Consider the following 18,277-nt stretch of genomic DNA (forward strand, 5'->3'; position numbering starts at 1 on the left):
CTCCGGCTGTCGTCTCAATCAAAACAATCAGGGGCGGAGGAACGATGTCCTCCACCCCGGATCGGTGCCCTATGCGTCAGAATGCCTGTTTTGGCAAGTCCTTTGCCGGGTCTTAGTTCAGTGCGTTGGCCAGTACCGCGGCGATAATGCCGCTGGTAACGCCGACCAGTACCGCGTCATTGCCCGAACGAACCCAGTGATAGCCATAGGGTGCGTTATAGAGGCGGTACGCACGCGGGTTGTTCACCACCCGATAGTTGCTGGTATAGCGCGCATCGAACCGTTCGCCGCGTTGCCAGTTGCGGGTCTGATAGCGGACCGTCTGGCTGCGATAGGCAGGCTGACGATAGGTCACCTTCTGCGGCGCACGATAGGTGTTGCGGTTAACCGTGCGGTTGATGGTGACGTTGCGCTGGTCCTTGCCGTGATACTGGCTCGTCTGCTGGGCGCGTCCCCGGTCATTGTCGTGACCGCGGGTTGCGGCGAAAGCGGGCGTCGCGAGCATCGAGGTGGCGACGGCGGCAGCGATGAAAGTCTTCATGATCTTGCTCCTCTTCGCGCCGGTCCTTTCCGGCGATGAGAACAATCTAGGGAGCGGCTGTCCCAACATTTTGTCAGCGATGATGCGAATTGATCGCAAAATGTATCAGCAGAGACGCAAGATTTTGACCTTCCCGTCCAACCGGCCTAGGTGCCGCGCCCATACGCAGCAGGAGACGATCATTGCGTGCATTTATTTTTCCCGGACAGGGCAGTCAGGCCGTCGGCATGGGCAAGGCGCTGGCAGAGGCCAGCCCTGCCGCGCGTGAAGTGTTTGAGGAAGTCGACGAAGCGCTGGGCCAGCATCTTGCGCGTCTGATGGCCGAAGGGCCGGAGGATGCGTTGACGCTGACCGAAAATGCCCAGCCCGCGATCATGGCCAATGCCATTGCCGTATTGCGTGTGCTGGAAAAGGAAGGCGGTATCCGCCTTGCCGACAAGGCCGATTTCGTCGCCGGGCACAGCCTGGGCGAATATACCGCCCTGTGCGCAGCGGGGGCGCTGGATCTTGCCAGCACCGCGAAACTGCTGAAGCAGCGCGGACAGGCGATGCAGGCCGCCGTGCCGGTAGGCGAAGGCGCGATGGCTGCTCTGCTGGGAGCCGACCGCGAAAAGGCTCAGGCGATTGCCGATACCGCTGCCGAGGGCGAAGTTTGCAGCGTCGCCAACGACAACGACCCGACTCAGGTGGTGATTTCGGGTGCGAAGGCGGCGGTCGAGCGGGCGGTGCCGCTGGCGAAGGAAATGGGCGCGCGCCGGGCGGTGCTGCTGCCGGTTTCCGCGCCGTTCCATTGTCCGTTGATGCAGCCTGCCGCCGATGCGATGGAAAAGGCGCTGGCGGCGGTCGATCTGCGCGCGCCGCTGGTGCCCGTCTATGCCAATGTGACCGCCGCGCCGGTGGCGGATGCGGATACCATCCGCACGCTGCTGGTCGAGCAGGTGACGGGCATGGTGCGCTGGCGCGAATCGGTGTTGGCAATGGTCGAGGCGGGTGTGGGCGATTTCGTCGAGCTGGGCGGCAAGGTGCTGAGTTCGATGGTCAAGCGCACCGCACCCGACACGACACAGACCAGCGTGGTGACGATGGACGATATCGAGGCGCTGATAAAGGCGCTCTGAGGAGACAGGAATAATGTTCGATCTTACAGGCATGACCGCGCTGGTGACGGGCGCTTCGGGCGGTATCGGCTCGGCGATTGCGAAGTCGCTGGCGGGGCAGGGCGCGCGGCTGGCGCTGTCAGGTTCCAATATCGACAAACTGGAGGCGTTTCGCACGGAACTGGGCGGCGATCACGTGGCGCTGCCGTGCAACCTTTCCGACGGTGCCGCAGTGGACCAGCTTGTGCCGCAGGCGGTAGAAGCGCTGGGCAAACTCGACATTCTCGTCAACAATGCTGGTGTCACGCGCGACAACCTTGCCATGCGGATGAAGGACGACGAATGGGATCAGGTGATCCGCGTCAATCTGGAAGCCGCGTTCCGGCTTGCGCGTGCCGCCGCCAAACCGATGATGCGTGCGCGGTTCGGCCGTATCATCTCGATCACCTCGGTCGTCGGCGCGACCGGCAATCCCGGTCAGGCCAACTATGCAGCGTCGAAAGCGGGGCTGGTCGGCATGTCGAAAGCGCTGGCACAGGAACTGGCCAGCCGCGGGATTACCGTCAATTGCGTCGCGCCCGGCTTTATCCGCTCGGCGATGACCGACGTACTGCCCGACGCGCAGAAGGAAGCGCTGCTCGGCAGGATTCCGACCGGCGATCTGGGCGACGGCGCCGATATCGGTGCTGCCGTGGTGTATCTCGCCAGTAAGGAAGCGGGATATGTCACCGGGCAGACGCTGCATGTAAATGGCGGGATGGCAATGCTGTAATCGCGTTTTATCGCGGGTTGCAGCATGATTTGACGGCTTTTTATTGCGCTGAAGTGCATGACGGAGAGCAGTGCCCCCCTTGTCAGGGGCTCGGCACCGCTCTAGGTGCGTTTCAGAATCGAAAAACCTTGCCAGAAGAGGAATAGGGAATGAGCGAGACCGCCGATCGGGTACGCAAGATCGTCGTCGAGCATCTGGGCGTAGAAGCCGACAAGGTGACCGAAGACGCAAGCTTCATTGATGATCTGGGCGCTGACAGCCTCGACATCGTTGAGCTGGTGATGGCGTTTGAAGAAGAATTCGGTGTCGAAATCCCCGATGATGCGGCCGAAAAGATCACGACCGTGAAGGACGCGATCACCTATATCGACGAGCATCAGGGCTGATCGAACGATACGATCACCGTCCCATATGGGCCGGGTGACATGAAAACGGCTCCCCGGCCCGGGTGAAACAACCGGGTTAGGGAGCCGTTTCAGTTTCATGGATGGTTTTGGAGAGATGGCAATGCGTCGCGTCGTCGTGACTGGACTTGGCCTTGTCACCCCGCTGGGTGGCGATGTTGAAACGAGCTGGAAGAATATTCTCGCCTCAAAATCCGGGGCGGCGACGATCACACGTTTCGACGCCACCGATTTCCAGAGCAACTATGCCTGCGAAGTAAAGCCCGCCGATCACGAATATGGCTTCGATGCCGGGAGGCGCGTCGATCATAAGATCCAGCGCCAGGTCGATCCGTTCATCGTGTTCGGCATCGATGCCGCGGGGCAGGCGATCGAAGATGCCGGCCTGACCGACATGACCGAGGAAGAGCGCTATCGCGCCGGTTGCTCGATCGGGTCGGGTATCGGCGGTCTGCCGGGCATCGAGAGCGAATCGCTGGTGCTGGAGCATAAGGGGCCGAAGCGGGTCAGTCCGCATTTCGTCCATGGCCGCCTGATCAATCTGATCTCCGGTCAGGTGTCGATCAAATACGGCCTGATGGGGCCGAATCATGCGGTTGTCACCGCCTGTTCCACCGGTGCGCACTCAATCGGTGATGCCGCGCGGATGATCGCGATGGACGATGCCGATGTGATGCTGGCTGGCGGTGCGGAAAGCGCCATCTGTCCGATCGGCATTGCGGGTTTCGGTCAGGCTCGGGCGCTGTCCACCGGCTTTCGCGACGATCCGACCAAGGGCAGCCGCCCCTATGATGCCGATCGCGACGGCTTCGTGATGGGCGAAGGTGCTGGTGTCGTCGTGCTGGAAGAATATGAGCGTGCCAAGGCACGCGGCGCGAAAATCTATGCTGAAGTCATCGGCTATGGCCTGTCGGGCGATGCCTATCACGTGACCGCGCCGCACCCGGAAGGATCGGGTGCGTTCCGCTCGATGGAAATGGCGATGAAGAAGTCCGGCCTGTCGCTGTCCGATATCGATTATGTCAACGCACACGGCACCTCGACGCCGCTGGGCGACGAGCTGGAGCTGGGTGCGGTTCGCCGCCTGTTCGGCGATGCCATCGGCACAATGTCGATGAGCTCGACCAAATCCGCCATCGGTCACTTGCTGGGTGGTGCCGGTGCGGTGGAAAGCATCTTCTGCATCCTTGCCATGCGCGACCAGATCGTGCCGCCGACGCTGAACCTCGACAATCCGAGCGAGAATTGCGCGGGCGTCGACCTCGTTCCGCACACCGCGAAGGAGCGCAAGGTGAAGGCGGTCCTCAACAACAGCTTCGGTTTCGGCGGCACCAACGCTTCGCTGGTGATGAAGGCGCTGTGAGCCGCATCATGATCGCGCGGGCCTGACTCCCATGCGAAAGATCGGCTGCCTTGGTCTGGTCCTTGCGCTTGCGGTGCTGGCCGGGCTGTTCATGGTCGTCCATGCATGGGGTGGGGCGGGGCCGTTGCCGCAGAATACGACGGTGCAGGTAAAGCGCGGAGCGACGCTCAGCGATGCCGCGCAGGCGCTGCAACAGGCGGGCGCAATCCGGTCGGCGCGCCGCTTCACGGTGCTTGCGCGCGTGCTGGGGGCGAGTGCGCCGATCCGTGCCGGGGAATATCGCATCCCCGCGCATCTCAGCCAGTCCGACATTTTGAAGATGATGCAGGGCGGCAAGACGCTGCAGCGCTTTGTCACGATTCCTGAAGGGTTTCCCGCGGTGTTGGTGCAGCAGAAGCTGATGGAAGCGCCGGGACTGACCGGGAAGGTGCCGGTGCCGATCGAGGGTACGGTGCTGCCCGACAGCTACAGCTATCAACGAGGCGATACGCGTGAAGAGGTATTGCAGCGGATGCAAAAGGCGATGGTCGACTATCTGGCCGCCGCGTGGAAAAAGCGCTCGCCGCGCACGGTGGTCAAGACGCCGCGTCAGGCGATTATCCTTGCCTCCATCGTCGAGAAGGAAACTGCCAAGCCGTCCGAACGTCCGATGATCGCTGCCGTCTATTCGAACCGGTTGCGGCTCGGGATGTTGTTACAGGCCGATCCGACTGTCATCTATCCGATTACGCTGGGCAGGCCGCTGGGGCGGCGCATCCTGCGTTCGGAACTGGAAGCGGTGAACGGGTACAATACCTATGCTTCGCCCGGATTGCCGGCGGGTCCGATCGCCAATCCGGGGCGTGCGTCGATCGACGCGGTGCTGCATCCGGCCGACAGCGATGCGCTGTATTTCGTGGCTGACGGCACGGGGGGCCATGTCTTCTCCAATACGCTGGAGCAGCACGACGCCAATGTGCAGAAATGGTATGCCATTCGCCGCAAACGCGGTGAGATGTAGGCTGATCTGACCGTATCCCGGCCTGAATCATTCAGGCCGGTTTTCAGATATTCTGTCGGTTACAGGATTTCAGGCTCCAAGTCGGGATGCCGCCCGGGCCTTCGCCTCGACTGCTTCCATGCCTGCGTCCTTGGGCGTCACCCAGCTTCCGCCGACGCACAGGACGGGATCGAAAGCGAGCCATTCGGGGGCGCTGGCTTCGGTAATGCCCCCGGTCGGGCAGAATTTGCACTGATAGAAGGGCGCGGCGAGTGCCTTGAGCGCCTTCAACCCGCCCGCGGCCTCCGCCGGGAAGAATTTGAAATGCGTCAGGCCGAGGTCAAGCCCGCGCATCAGGTCACCGGCATTGGCGATACCGGGCAGAAACGGCGTGCCCGCTGCCTGAATGGGCTTTACCACCGCTTCGGTCAGGCCTGGAGAGACGATGAATTCGACGCCTGCGTCGATCACCTGTTGCGCCTGTTCGGCATTGATCACCGTGCCCGCTCCGACAATCGCGCCCGGTACCTTTTTCATCTCCGCGATCACATCCATCGCGACCGGGGTACGCAGTGTCACTTCCAGCACGCGCAGACCGCCCGCGACGAGGGCTTCGGCAAGCGGTTTGGCCTGTGCCGCATCATGGACCGCCAGCACGGGGATGACGGGGCTGGTGCGCATGATCGTTTCGATGCTCATTGCGTATGTTCCTGTGCAAAGGCCGCTGCCGCGCCGAACAGGCCGGGTTGCGGATGGGTGATGAGTTTTACGGGGATGGACTGCATCAGCGACTGGAACCGGCCCTTGGCCGCGAACCGCTGACCAAAGCCGGATTCGAGCAGATTGTCTTTGAGGCGAAGGCCAAGCCCACCGGCAATCACCACGGCGGTCGGGCCGTGCGCAAGCGCCAGATCGCCTGCAACCGCACCCAGCGCCAGACAGAAGCGGTCGAGTGCCGCCACCGCCAGCTTGTCTTCCCCCTTGAACGCTGCTTCCCAGATCGCGCGGTCATCCTGAAACGAGACGCGCTCGCCCTCCAGCGCCGCCAGCGTTTCGTATATGCCGACAATTGCCGGGCCGGAGCACACGCGCTCGACGGAAACGCGGGTATAGGTGTTGCGCAGCCGCTTCAGTAGCTGGTCCTCAATCCCGTCGAGCGGCGAAAAGTCCATATGCCCGCCTTCGGTTTCAATGACATGATAGCCGTTCCTGACACGCAGTACCTGCGCAACGCCCAGTCCGGTTCCTGGGCCGCAAATGGTGATCGAGCCATGATCGGGCAGCGGTGCTTCGGCACCGCAGAGGTGAATGAAATAATCGTCGTCTAGTTGCGCAACGGCATGACCCACTGCCCCGAAATCGTTGACCAGCGTCCAGGTGTCGACGTTCAGCCGCGAGTTGATGAGCGGCGGACGAATGATCCAAGGATTGTTGGTCATCTTGATCAGCGTATCGTTGATCGGCGAGGCGATGGCGATGCTGATCGCGCGGGGCAGGTCGCGACCGAATTGCTTTCCCGCCGCCTGCCAGGCGAGTTGCAGGCTGGCATGCTCATGCGTTTTCAGCGTGACCGGATCGCCGAGCGATAGGACTTTGCCGTCCTCCACCTCCGCGATGGCGAAGCGCGCATGGGTTCCGCCAATATCGGCTGCGACCACTTCCATGCCATTTTCTCCTTACAGTTCTGCCGACGCCAATATTGCCGAAGCGCCCTTTTCGGCTTCATCGGCGGCACCACGCATCAGGGCAAACAGTTCACGGCCTGTGCCGGTTGCAGGCGGCGGTGCTTTTGCCAGTTCGCGCTGCGCCCATTCGGCTGGATCGACTTTGGCATCCAGCGTCCCGGCTTCGGCGTCGAGGCGGATGATATCGCCGTCGCGGATCTTCGCGATCGGACCGCCGCCCAGTGCTTCGGGGCTGAGATGAATGGCGCACGGCACCTTGCCGCTGGCACCCGACATCCGGCCGTCGGTGACCAGCGCGACGCGAAAGCCCCGGTTTTGCAGCACACTGAGCGGTGGCGTCAGCTTGTGGAGTTCGGGCATGCCATTGGCTTTCGGTCCCTGAAAGCGGACGACGACCACGACATCGCGGTCGAGCTCTCCCGCCTTGAACGCTGCCTGCACCGATGCCTGATCGGAAAAAACGCGTGCCGGTGCCTCGATCACCCAGCGATCTTCCTCGACCGCGCTTGTCTTGATGCAGGCGCGGCCCAGATTTCCGATCAGGATGCGGAAACCGCCTTCGGCCGAGAAGGGGCGGTCGACGGTGCGTACGATCTTGTCATCGCCGCTTTCCTTCGGATGCGCATTCCAGACCAGCATATCGTCCTTGATCGTCGGCTTGGTCGCATAGGCGGGGAAACCCTTGTCCGCGACCGTCAGGATATCGGAATGGATCAGCCTGCCGTTGATCAGCTCGCGGATGACGAAGGAGGGGCCACCGGCATCTTCGAACATGTTCACGTCGGCCGACCCGTTGGGATAAACGCGGGTAAGCAGCGGTACGACCTTCGACAGCCGGTCGAAATCCTCCCAGTCGAGGACGATGCCTGCCGAACGCGCAATGGCGGGCAGATGGATCAGGTGGTTGGTCGATCCGCCGGTAGCGAGCAGCACGATGGCCGCATTGATGATCGCCTTTTCATCGACGCAATGGCCGACGGGGCGATAGTCATTGCCGTCCCAGCCGATTTCGGCAAGCCGGTGCATCGCCGAACGCGTCAGTTCCTGACGCAGCTTGGTGCCCGGATTGGCGAAGGCCGCACCCGGCATATGCAGGCCCATGGCCTCCATCATCATCTGATTGGAATTGGCGGTGCCGTAAAAAGTGCAGGTGCCTTTCGAATGATAGGCGGCGATTTCGGCTTCGAGCAGTTCCTCGCGCGTCGCCTTGCCCTCGGCATAGCGTTCGCGAACCTGCGCCTTTTCCTTGTTGGGCAGGCCCGAACGCATGGGGCCGCCGGGAATCATCACCATCGGCAGGTGCCCGAACCGGAGCGCGCCGATCAGCAGGCCGGGAACGATCTTGTCGCAAATGCCGAGCAGGGCGGCCCCTTCGAACATACCGTGGCTCAGTGCCACCGCCGTCGACATGGCGATGGTATCGCGGCTGAACAGCGACAATTCCATGCCCGGAAAGCCCTGTGTCACGCCGTCGCACATCGCGGGAACACCGCCCGCCACCTGAGCGGTAATGCCCGCTTCCAGCGCCCAGAGCTTCATCTTTTCCGGGTAGCGGTAATAGGTCGCATGGGCCGACAGCATGTCGTTATAGGCAGTAACGATACCGACATTCATGCGGCGACCGTCCTTCATCGAATCGCGCTGTTCGTCGGTGCCCGCAAAACCATGGGCGAGATTGGCGCAACCGAGACGCGGCCGGTCCACGCCCGATTCACGTTCCCGGCGGATCAGGTCGAGATAGGCCTTGCGGCTTTTCTTCGACGCTTCGATCACGCGGTCGGTGACGGCGGCGATTTCGGCGTGGACGGGCATGTCAGGCACTCCAGTGAATATCGACGGGAAGTTCGGCGGCGGCGAGGACGCGACCGATGGGGTAGGGCGATCCTGCCCCCTGCGCGATCGCTTCCTCGATCACATCGCGTTTCTTCTGGCCGGTGACGGCGATCATCAGCGCGGCGGAAGCGGTGATTGCGGCAAGCGACAGGGTAACGCGGGCGACCGGAGCTTCGGGCGGCAGCGGATCGGGCATGACGCCCAGCGCGCGGCGTTCCTTCGGGCCGTTGATTGCTTCGTCGAAATCGGGGCCGGGGAAGATCGAGGCGGTGTGTCCGTCACCGCCGACACCCAGCAGGCACAGGTCGAGCGGCCAGTGAAAATCCTGCAACCGTGCATCGGCGGCACGGCCCGCGGCCTTGTAATCCTCCGCTGCCTCGCTGATGATCGGGATGACGCGCGCGCCCAGCGGGATGAAGGTCTTTCCCAGCATGGTGACGTTCGACAGGTCGTCGCCCATCGGCACGATCCGGTCGTCGCCGGGGATGATCGTCACATGCTTCCAGTTGATCTTGGCTTCCGCAAGCCGCTCGTAAATGGGGATGGGTGTCTTGCCGCCCGGCAGCGCGATGACGGCACCGCCACGGGCATCCAGAGCGCTTTCGATGATGAAGCGGATATCGCCCGCAACGGCCTCTGCCATTTCGGACGTATCGTCATAGTCCCACCATTCGATTTCGTCGGTCATGCCGGCTCCTTGTCCTATATATGGTGATGCAGGGGCAACGGTTCAGCCCCTGCCATGATCCGCCGCTGCGGGCGGTTTATTCCTGCCAGGTGACGCCGTCGCGTTCGGTCAGCGCGATTGCCGAAGACGGTCCCCAGCTTCCCGAAGGATAGGTTTTGGGCTTTGTCGCATTGGCGCGCCAGCCTTCGCGGATGCCGTCGATCCAGCGCCATTGCGCCTCCACCTCATCGCGGCGGACGAACAGCGTCGGATCGCCTTCGATCAGGTCGAGCAACAGGCGCTCATAAGCAATGCGCCGCCGGGTACCCGCAAAGGCGGTGTCGAGCGACAGGTCGAGCGGCACTTCACGCAGGCGGATACCTTCGCGGTCGAGGCCGGGCTCCTTCGCCATCACCAGCAGGCGGACATATTCCTCCGGCTGAAGGCGTATAACCAGCGTATTGGGTTGCAGCATGCCGCCACGCTCAGCGAAAATCGAATGCGGCACCGGCTTGAACTGAATGACGATTTCGGAATGCCGGACGGGCAGACGCTTGCCGGTGCGCAGGTAAAAGGGCACGCCCTGCCAGCGCCAGTTATCGACATGCGCCTTCAGCGCGACAAAGGTTTCAGTGTCGGAATCGCGGCCCAACTCGTCATCATAGCCGTTGACCAGCTCCCCCGACACCGCGCCTGAACGATATTGGCCGGTGACGGTGAAATGCGGTGCTTCCTGCGGGGTGATCGGACGCAGCGAACGCAGCACCTTCACCTTTTCGTCGCGGATCGACGTGCCGTCGAAGCGGGCGGGCGGTTCCATCGCGATCAGTGCAAGCAGTTGCAGCACATGGTTCTGGACCATGTCGCGCAGCGCGCCGGAATCGTCATAATAGCCCGCACGGCCTTCCAGCCCGACGGTTTCGGAAATGGTGATCTGGACATGATCGATGCCGCCCGCATTCCAGACCGGCTCGAACATCGTATTGCCGAAGCGCAGCGCGAGAATGTTCTGAACGGTTTCCTTGCCGAGATAATGGTCGATGCGGAAAGTGCGCTCCTCCGGAAAGGCTTCCGCGACGATATCGTTGATCTCGCAGCTCGATTCCAGATCGTGGCCCAGCGGCTTTTCCAGGCTGATGCGCACTTCGGGACCGGCAAGCCCCGCCGATTCCAGCCCCTTGATCGTGGGGCCGAACAGCGATGGAGCGGTCGACAGGAAAATGGCAAGTCCGCCGGAAATATCCCCCAGCTTGGTCGCCAGATCGTCAAACCCTTCCAGCGTCGATGCATCAAGCGGCTGGTACTGCAGTCGTTTCAGAAAGGCGGAAATAGCGGCCGCGTCCTTGCGGTCTTCCGGCAAAAACGTGTCGAGCGCTTCCTTCGCGAAATTGCGATAGGCTTCGTCGTCCAGTTCCGATCGCGCCGTACCGGTAATCGTCAGCGTGTCGAGAAGCAGGCCATCGGCATGCAGGCCATAGAGCGAGGGAAGCAACATGCGCCGGGCCAGATCGCCGGTCGCACCGAACAGCAGCAGCTTGCTCGCGGGTTGGCCCATATGCGCGTTTTTCCTTTCGGTTTGCGGATCGCTCCGGCCCTAGGCAAGCTTGCCCCAAATGGCAACGGGGCAGGGCGATGCATTCGATTTCAGCCGTCGCGGACGACTGTATCGAACATATATTATAGCGTCAGGCCGGTAGCCGGATCGAGTCCCGCCATCAGGTTGAGATTTTGCACTGCCGCCCCCGCCGCGCCCTTGCCCAGATTGTCGAGCGTGGCGATCAGGCGTGCCTGACCACGTTCCTCATTCCCGAACACACGTAATGTCATACGATCGGTACCGGCATCGGCCTCGATCATGATGGCGCTCACGCCTTCGGACGGTTCTACGTGGACAAGCGCCGAACCGGCATAGGCGTCGGTCAGTGCCTTTTCGCAGGCAGCGAGCGACGGCTTGCGGGGCAGGGCGTGGAGCGCAAGGGGCACCTCCACCAGCATGCCGCGATACGTGTCGGCGACGGCAGGCTGAAAGATCGGCGGATGTTCCAGCCGCGCATGTTTTTGCATTTCCGGCACATGCTTGTGCGCCAGCGACAGGCCGTAATTGCGAAAAGCGGATGGTGGCCCGCCTTCGCCTTCGAATTCCGCGATCATCGACCGACCGCCGCCCGAATAGCCCGACGTCGCATTAACGCTGAGCGGCCAGTCGGCGGGGATCAGGCCCAAGCGGATCAGCGGGCGCACCAGTGCCAGAAAGCCGGTCGGGTAGCAGCCCGGATTTGCGACCCGCGATGCGCCGGCGATCCGATCCGCCTGATCCGGTTCCAGTTCGGGCAGGCCATAGACCCATCCTTCGGCAACCCGGTGCGCGGTGGAGGCATCGATTACCCGTGTTTTATCGTTGTCGATCATCGTCACCGCCTCACGCGCGGCATCGTCCGGCAGGCAGAGAATGACGAAATCGGCGTCGTTCAGTGCCTCTTTGCGGGCATCGGCGTCCTTGCGCCGCGCCTCATCCAGCCGCACGATTTCGAAGCCGCCATGGCGCGTCAGCCGCTCGACGATTTCCAGCCCGGTGGTACCGACACCGCCATCGATGAAAACGCTCTGCTTCACGCGCCGATCCTCCGCTGCGCGACAACCGGGCCGAACCGCCCTGAACCGATCACCGCATCGATCGATTCGATCGTGACCGGCAAGCTATCCGCAACGGCGTGTATGACGTGATCAGAGTCGGTCAGCATGACGACGTGATTGGCGAAGAAAATCAGGTCACCGCGTTGCAGGGCAGTACCCTCCTCAAGCGGAATGCCCAGTTCCGCCGCTTGTACGTCGCAAAAGCGCGGTGCCGAAATTCCAGCTATTTCGAGCGCGAGGAAAACGAGACCGGTGCAATTCACGCCTTCGCCGGAACGTCCGCCCGTCTTTCCGGAGATGCCGACCAGCGATTCGGCGACGGCAACATAGTCGCCGCTGCGTTTCCCGGTCAGCGAGGTCAGCGCCTTCGACTCCATGACGCCGCCATCCTGCAACATTGCCTGGGCGCCGTTGATTTCGGCGGCAACGCGCGCACCCATCGGCAGAGTATGGATGACGGAGCCATCGGCGGCATTCACATGTGCGTTTGGCTGTATGACGATATGCGTCGCGGCAATTGGGTCCTGCAAAGCGTCGGCGGGAATATAGCCGACGCTGCGATCTACCTGTGCAATGCCCCATGCCTGGTCACCGACCAGTTCCAGCAGTTCAAATCCTTCACCGCAAAGCACTTCGGACAGAATGGGGGCCTCTGCTCCCGTTCCATCCCGCAACGGCGCGGAACGGGAAAGGGTGCGATACACGGCTGCGGCGTAATGCGGGGCGAAAACCCGGCTTGCCAGACGGACATCGGCGAGGTCGCGGCGGGCGGCATCGCGCCGCGCGTCAATGGGCGTCGAGCGCCCGGTCAGTGCGAAACGGTCCGGCGTTGGACCGTCGGATACTGGATTGCTGGACGTCGCCGGCGACGAAATGCCCGAACTCTGCAAGAAACTCTGCCCCTTCCGTGGTGCGTGCAATAAAGATGTTACGCTTATCGGTATCGTCACGCTGGCGGCGGAGATAGCCGAGCGCACCAAGTCTATTCAAGGCACGAGTTACCACGGGCTTGGAAACGTTCAAGGCGCGCGCGAGTCCGCGCACCGTATGGGGGCCGGGTTCAAGGTAGACGAGCATCAGAAGCGCCATCTGGCGATTTGTCAGATCGGGTTCGCCGGAGCGAACATAATCGACCAGCGTAGCCATCCAGTTGAACAGCGGTTTTTCTGCAATTGCAGTCACATTACCTACTCATACCATCATTATTCGGCCATCGTTACAGCAACGCAAAGACCGTCTTATAAAGGCTCAACGCGTGCGAACGGCGGAGGTTTCAGAAAGGGCGCGGATTGTTTGCCGGGACTTTTCGGGCGCAATGGGATTTGGGCGGTTGATTGGGAAGGCAGGCTCGCCTATGTCGCCGCTTTCCGCTGCAAATTGGTTTTGATCGTTCATGCTGTTCACCTTTCTTCTCGTCGTCCAGGCAATTATCGCGGCGCTGCTCGTGACCGTGATCCTGATGCAGAAGTCCGAAGGCGGTGGCCTGACGTCCGGGGGCAGCCCCAGCGGCCTGATGTCGGCACGCGGTGCGGCCGATTTTCTGACGCGGTCGACAGCAGTGCTGGCTACCCTGTTCGTGGCGATGAGCATTTTGCTCGCGGTGCTGGCGGCGACGCGCGAATCAACGACGATCGATACATCGCTTGCCGGTCAGTCGGGTGCCGTGACCAGTGCACCGGCCCCGCAGCAGACGGGCGCGCCTACCGATAACGCGGCTGCGGCAACCCCCGCTAATGCGGCGGCCACCGACTCCAACAGTTCGGTTCCGCTGGCGCAGTAAATCACCGCTTGACGCATTTTTTTGACGGCAGGCGGATTCGGGCGCTTGCCGAACCCTCCCTCTTGAAGCTAGGCATATACTCCCATGGCGCGGTATATATTCATCACCGGCGGCGTGGTCTCCTCGCTCGGTAAAGGTCTTATGGCGGCAAGCCTTGCCGCGTTGTTGCAGGCGCGCGGCTATCGCGTGCGCATCCGCAAGTTCGACCCCTATCTGAACGTCGACCCCGGCACCATGTCCCCCTATCAGCATGGTGAGGTCTATGTGACCGATGACGGGGCGGAAACCGACCTCGATCTCGGCCATTATGAACGCTTCACCGGCGTCTCCGCGCGTCAGTCGGACAATGTGACCTCGGGCAGGATCTACAGCCAGATCATTCAACGCGAACGTCGCGGCGACTATCTGGGCGCGACCGTGCAGGTGATTCCGCACGTGACCGACGCCATCAAGGAATTCGCGACCGCCGATACGGAGGATCTGGATTTCGTGCTGTGCGAAATCGGCGGCACGGTCGGCGATATCGAATCGCTGCCGTTTATCGAGGCGATTCGTCAGCTTCGCAATGAGCTGGGGCGGGGGCAGTCGATCAGCATTCATGTGACGCTGGTGCCGTTTATTTCCGCGGCTGGAGAGCTGAAGACCAAGCCGACCCAGCATTCGGTACGCGAACTCGCCGCGCTGGGTGTGCAGCCGGACGTGCTGGTATGCCGCTGCGAACGGCCGCTGCCGGAAAGCGAACGCGCCAAGATCGCGCTGTTCTGCAACGTGCCCAAGTCCGCGGTGATTCCCGCACTCGACGCATCGAGCATCTATGCGGTGCCGCTGCAATATCATGCGGAGGGAATCGATACGGAGGTGCTGAGCGCCTTTGGCATCGAGCCGGAAGGCTCCCCCGATCTGTCGCGCTGGACGGAGATCGTCGATCGCCAGACTCATCCCGAAGGGGAAGTGACAATCGGTGTCGTCGGCAAATATGTCGGCCTGCCCGATGCCTATAAATCGCTGAACGAAGCGCTGGTCCATGGTGGTATCGCCAACAGGGTGAAGGTCAATATCCGCTGGATCGACGCGGAACTGTTCGAAAAGGACGAAGGCGAAGTCGCGGCCGCGCTGGAGCCGTGCCATGCGATTCTGGTGCCCGGCGCGTTCGGATCGCGCGGGGCGGAGGGCAAGATCGCCAGCGTCCGCTTCGCACGTGAGCGCAACGTGCCCTATTTCGGCATCTGTTTCGGAATGCAGATGGCCTGTATCGAGGGTGCCCGCGATACGGCGGGCATCGCCAAGGCCTCTTCGACCGAGTTCGGCCCCACCGACGAACCGGTGGTCGGCATCATCACCGAATGGATGAGCGAACAGGGGCTGGAGAAGCGCGAAGAGGGCGGCGATCTGGGCGGCACGATGCGGCTGGGCGCCTATCCGGCAACGCTGGATGGCAACAGTGTGGTTTCCTCCATCTACGGCACGACCGAGATTTCGGAACGGCATCGCCATCGCTATGAGGTCAATACCGGCTATCGCGATGCGCTGGAAAAGGGCGGCCTGGTCTTTTCGGGTATGTCCCCGGACGGCACGCTTCCTGAAATCGTCGAGCGGCCTGACCATCCCTGGTTCGTCGGCGTACAGTTCCATCCCGAACTGAAGTCGAAACCGTTCGACCCGCACCCGCTGTTCGCGAGCTTCATCGCCGCAGCAGTGCGCCAGAGCCGGCTGGTTTAGGGCCTCAGCCCCGCCAGCAGAGGCGGCAGTGCGTCACGGAGCTGCGCCTCAATCGACAGGCTCGGATTTACCCAGCGCTGGACGATCAGCCCGTCGATAATGGCCAGCAGGCTGGAGGTGATCGCTTCCAGCGGCTGGTTCTGCGTGACGGTCCCGGCTTGCTGCCCTGATCGCAGAATACCGACGATCTGTGTACTGAACATATCCAGCATCGCACGATAGCGTTCGCCAAACCGCTCACCGGTGGCCTCGACACCGGAAGCCGACCAGAATTCCAGCGTCAGCGGCACGATCAGCGCATCGGCGTCCAGCTTCGCCCCGATGGCGCAGAGGACCTCCACAATCTGTTCAAGTGCGTCAGTATGGCCGGACAGAGCATCCGGTTCCAGAGTCGCCGTATCGGCAAAACTCTCAAACAAGGCGAAGAACAGCGCCTCCTTGCTGTCATAGCTCAGGTACAGCGTTCCCTTGGCAATCCCGGCCGCAGCCGCAATCTCATCCATCGTGGCATTGCGATAGCCGCGTGCGGCAAACACGTTCGCTGACGCCGACAGGATACTGCGCTGACGCTCTGCTCGATCGACCATTTTCGGGCTCACGCCAATAACCATCCTTTATTATGACTGACTGGTCAGTCATAATAGCATGAAAGTCGAGTCGAGCGCCATATCCGATTGGCGCAGCCCATTTATGCAGGAGATCATCGATGCGGATTGCGATCAGTGGCGCCGGGGTGGCAGGACCAACGCTCGCATACTGGCTTCGCAAGGGCGGGCACGAGCCATTCCTGATCGAGAAAGCGTCCGAATTGCGGACCGGCGGTTATGTCATCGATTTTTGGGGACTGGGATACCAGATTGCCGAAAAGATGGGCGTGATCGATGCTGTCCTTGCCCATGGCTATCAGGTGCAGGAGGTGCGCTTCGTCGGCGATGATGGCAGGCGGGTGAGCGGGTTTCCGGTCGACGTCCTCGCCGACATGACGCAGGGCAGGTTCACCAGCCTGCCGCGCGGCGATCTGGCCGGCACGATCTTCGACACCATACGGGCCAACACCGAAACGCGATTCGGCGACAGTATCGCCGCTATGGAAGAACATGCAGACGGCATCCACCTGACGCTGGAGAGCGGAGAAACGCGCGACGTCGATTTGCTGGTGGGTGCGGACGGACTGCATTCGAAGGTTCGGTCGCTCGCATTCGGCCCTCAGTCCGATTTTGAACGCGATCTGGGGTATGTCGTCGCTGCGTTCAATGCGCCGGATTATACGCCCCGCGATGAGGATGTGTATGTCATGCGAGCATGGCCGGGACGCAGTATCTCGCGCTTTGCTCTACGGGACGGCACTACATTGTTGCTGTTCGTGATGGCGCGCGAATGCTTGCAGCAGCCTTTTCCCCAAACGGACACAGCACGGAAACAGGCGATTCGTCAGGTGTTTGAAGGTGCGGGTTGGGAAACGGCAGCGATATTGTCGGCCATGGACCGTGCCGGAGATTTGTATTTCGACCGGGTGAGTCAAATCGAAATGCCGACATGGACAAAGGGCCGGGTGGCGCTGATCGGGGACGCCGCCGCCTGTGCGTCCTTGCTGGCCGGTGAAGGGACGGGGCTGGGCATGACCAAAGCCTATGTGCTCGCCGCCGCTTTGGCGCATGGCGATGACTATCGAAGCGCTTTCAGTCAGTATGATCGCCAGCTTCAGCCGTTTCTGCGTACCAAGCAGCGATCGGCGCGACAGTTTGCGGGCAGCTTTGCTCCCAAAACCCGGCTGGCCTTATGGACGCGCAATCTGGCCGCACGCATGCTGGCTTTGCCGGGAGCTGCAAAATTGTTGCTGGGGAACAGTGTGCAGGACGATTTCACGCTGCCTGATTTTCCGGCCCGGTAGGGATGCCACGCGAAAGGCGCCCGAACCGGTGTCCGGGCGCCCCTGGCGCGACGCGAAAGGGAGCAAGCCGCCGCGTCCAATTCAGTGCGATATCAGGCCGCGTTCGCTGCGCGATGTTCGATCGCGTCGGACGGTTCGCTGGTCTTCACCGCAATCTTTTTGGGCTTCATCGCCTCGGGAATTTCACGAACCAGTTCGACGGTCAGCAGACCATCGGCAAGCGTTGCATCTTCCACGCGGATGAAGTCGGCAAGTTCGAAACGGCGTTCGAAGCTGCGGTTGGCGATGCCGACATGCAGGAAGGAATGGTTTTCGTCCTTCTCGCTTTCGGTTTTCCTGCCGGAGATCACCAAAAGGTTCTGCTGGGCGGTGATATCGATCTCACCGGTTTTGAATCCGGCCACGGCAAGCGTGATGCGGTAGCGGTCTTCGGCAACACGTTCCAGATTGAAGGGCGGATAATTGTCGCCCGCATTCTGGCGTGCGCTGGTTTCCAGCATGTCGAACAGCCGGTCAAAGCCGATGGCCGAACGACGGAAGGGGGTCAGGTCAACTTGACGCATTTCAAAATCCTCCATTGAGCAATAGTGACGTCTTTGTCCGATCATCCGCAGAAGTGCGCGATGCCGGGATCGTAAGCGACCCGCGTTCCTGCGGCACCGCTCACGTCACAGATTTTGGAATGCACGGTTTGTTTTTCAAGGCCAGGTAAGGGCTGAGTCTGACTTCGGGCCGGCGTTTGAAATAAACCGGACATAAAGCCGGTCTATCCGGATCGTCATAATGCTCCCTATCGGGGCTGGCGGGTGATTCTTGAAATGCGAAACGCCCGGGCTGATTTTTCAACCCGGGCGTCCGCGTGACGAATGCTCGTCAGCCCCCTTGGTGGCTCCGCCTCAAAACGCCTGTGTT

The 18,277-nt window shown here is 61.7% G+C and carries 20 protein-coding genes; 8 read left to right on the forward strand and 12 right to left on the reverse strand.

Annotated elements, in window-relative coordinates; genetic code table 11:
- Positions 1 to 112 precede the first annotated feature (112 nt).
- On the reverse strand, positions 113 to 541 hold the full coding sequence (locus tag FHR23_RS06945) for an RcnB family protein (protein ID WP_184002306.1): 429 nt from the start codon (positions 539 to 541) through the stop codon (positions 113 to 115).
- Positions 542 to 723: 182 nt separating this feature from the next.
- Between FHR23_RS06945 and fabD the strand changes: the two genes are divergently transcribed.
- From fabD to mltG, 5 genes are all read left to right on the forward strand, one after another.
- Complete coding sequence (gene fabD, locus FHR23_RS06950; RefSeq protein ID WP_184002308.1) at positions 724 to 1,659, forward strand: ACP S-malonyltransferase; 936 nt, start codon at positions 724 to 726, stop codon at positions 1,657 to 1,659.
- 13 nt (positions 1,660 to 1,672) lie between these two features.
- A complete protein-coding gene (gene fabG / locus FHR23_RS06955; RefSeq protein WP_184002310.1) occupies positions 1,673 to 2,410 on the forward strand; it encodes a 3-oxoacyl-[acyl-carrier-protein] reductase in 738 nt (245 codons plus the stop codon).
- A 149-nt stretch (positions 2,411 to 2,559) separates the two neighbouring features.
- A complete protein-coding gene (locus FHR23_RS06960; protein WP_184002312.1) occupies positions 2,560 to 2,796 on the forward strand; it encodes an acyl carrier protein in 237 nt (78 codons plus the stop codon).
- 121 nt (positions 2,797 to 2,917) lie between these two features.
- Complete coding sequence (gene fabF, locus FHR23_RS06965) at positions 2,918 to 4,177, forward strand: beta-ketoacyl-ACP synthase II (RefSeq protein WP_184002314.1); 1,260 nt, start codon at positions 2,918 to 2,920, stop codon at positions 4,175 to 4,177.
- A gap of 31 nt (positions 4,178 to 4,208) precedes the next feature.
- Complete coding sequence (gene mltG / locus FHR23_RS06970; RefSeq protein ID WP_184002316.1) at positions 4,209 to 5,177, forward strand: endolytic transglycosylase MltG; 969 nt, start codon at positions 4,209 to 4,211, stop codon at positions 5,175 to 5,177.
- A gap of 69 nt (positions 5,178 to 5,246) precedes the next feature.
- Here the strand turns inward: mltG and eda are convergent, their stop codons facing one another.
- From eda to FHR23_RS07015, 9 genes are all read right to left on the reverse strand, one after another.
- On the reverse strand, positions 5,247 to 5,855 hold the full coding sequence (gene eda, locus FHR23_RS06975; protein WP_184002318.1) for a bifunctional 4-hydroxy-2-oxoglutarate aldolase/2-dehydro-3-deoxy-phosphogluconate aldolase: 609 nt from the start codon (positions 5,853 to 5,855) through the stop codon (positions 5,247 to 5,249).
- Complete coding sequence (gene glk, locus FHR23_RS06980; RefSeq protein ID WP_184002320.1) at positions 5,852 to 6,820, reverse strand: glucokinase; 969 nt, start codon at positions 6,818 to 6,820, stop codon at positions 5,852 to 5,854. The genes eda and glk overlap by 4 nt, the downstream gene beginning before the upstream one ends.
- Before the next feature lie 12 nt (positions 6,821 to 6,832).
- The gene (edd, locus tag FHR23_RS06985) at positions 6,833 to 8,653 is read right to left on the reverse strand and encodes a phosphogluconate dehydratase (protein ID WP_184002322.1); all 1,821 of its coding nucleotides are present in this window, start codon (positions 8,651 to 8,653) and stop codon (positions 6,833 to 6,835) included.
- 1 nt (position 8,654) lies between these two features.
- Complete coding sequence (gene pgl, locus FHR23_RS06990) at positions 8,655 to 9,362, reverse strand: 6-phosphogluconolactonase (RefSeq protein WP_184002324.1); 708 nt, start codon at positions 9,360 to 9,362, stop codon at positions 8,655 to 8,657.
- Between the two features lie 76 nt (positions 9,363 to 9,438).
- On the reverse strand, positions 9,439 to 10,896 hold the full coding sequence (zwf, locus tag FHR23_RS06995; protein ID WP_184002326.1) for a glucose-6-phosphate dehydrogenase: 1,458 nt from the start codon (positions 10,894 to 10,896) through the stop codon (positions 9,439 to 9,441).
- A 122-nt stretch (positions 10,897 to 11,018) separates the two neighbouring features.
- Positions 11,019 to 11,954, reverse strand: a complete 936-nt coding sequence (gene argC, locus FHR23_RS07000) for an N-acetyl-gamma-glutamyl-phosphate reductase (RefSeq protein WP_184002328.1) — start codon at positions 11,952 to 11,954, stop codon at positions 11,019 to 11,021.
- A complete protein-coding gene (locus FHR23_RS16760) occupies positions 11,951 to 12,865 on the reverse strand; it encodes an NlpC/P60 family protein (RefSeq protein ID WP_184002330.1) in 915 nt (304 codons plus the stop codon). Before FHR23_RS16760 ends, argC begins: the two co-directional genes overlap by 4 nt.
- Positions 12,762 to 13,121, reverse strand: a complete 360-nt coding sequence (locus FHR23_RS07010) for a MarR family transcriptional regulator (RefSeq protein ID WP_184003197.1) — start codon at positions 13,119 to 13,121, stop codon at positions 12,762 to 12,764. Before FHR23_RS07010 ends, FHR23_RS16760 begins: the two co-directional genes overlap by 104 nt.
- 102 nt (positions 13,122 to 13,223) lie before the next feature.
- Complete coding sequence (locus FHR23_RS07015; protein ID WP_184002332.1) at positions 13,224 to 13,370, reverse strand: hypothetical protein; 147 nt, start codon at positions 13,368 to 13,370, stop codon at positions 13,224 to 13,226.
- Between the two features lies 1 nt (position 13,371).
- Between FHR23_RS07015 and secG the strand changes: the two genes are divergently transcribed.
- Together secG and pyrG are read left to right on the forward strand one after the other, a co-directional pair.
- Positions 13,372 to 13,755 (forward strand): preprotein translocase subunit SecG, encoded by a 384-nt coding sequence (gene secG, locus FHR23_RS07020; RefSeq protein WP_184003199.1) that lies wholly within the window; start codon positions 13,372 to 13,374, stop codon positions 13,753 to 13,755.
- An 84-nt stretch (positions 13,756 to 13,839) separates the two neighbouring features.
- Positions 13,840 to 15,474 (forward strand): CTP synthase, encoded by a 1,635-nt coding sequence (gene pyrG, locus FHR23_RS07025; RefSeq protein WP_184002333.1) that lies wholly within the window; start codon positions 13,840 to 13,842, stop codon positions 15,472 to 15,474.
- Here pyrG and FHR23_RS07030 read toward each other — a convergent pair.
- Entirely contained in the window at positions 15,471 to 16,073 is a 603-nt protein-coding gene (locus FHR23_RS07030; RefSeq protein WP_184002335.1) for a TetR family transcriptional regulator, read from the reverse strand. The genes pyrG and FHR23_RS07030 overlap by 4 nt on opposite strands.
- Positions 16,074 to 16,180: 107 nt before the next feature.
- On the opposite strand from FHR23_RS07030, the gene FHR23_RS07035 reads away from it, so the two are divergent.
- Positions 16,181 to 17,365, forward strand: coding sequence for an FAD-binding domain (locus FHR23_RS07035; RefSeq protein ID WP_184002337.1), 1,185 nt, complete (start codon positions 16,181 to 16,183; stop codon positions 17,363 to 17,365).
- 92 nt (positions 17,366 to 17,457) lie between these two features.
- Here the strand turns inward: FHR23_RS07035 and FHR23_RS07040 are convergent, their stop codons facing one another.
- Positions 17,458 to 17,928 carry an Hsp20 family protein gene (locus FHR23_RS07040; RefSeq protein ID WP_184002340.1) on the reverse strand — a complete coding sequence of 157 codons (471 nt, stop codon included), beginning with the start codon at positions 17,926 to 17,928 and terminating at the stop codon, positions 17,458 to 17,460.
- Between the last annotated feature and the right edge of the window lie 349 nt (positions 17,929 to 18,277).

It is taken from the genome of Stakelama sediminis (genome assembly GCF_014199335.1).
Classification (GTDB): domain Bacteria; phylum Pseudomonadota; class Alphaproteobacteria; order Sphingomonadales; family Sphingomonadaceae; genus Sphingomonas; species Sphingomonas sediminis.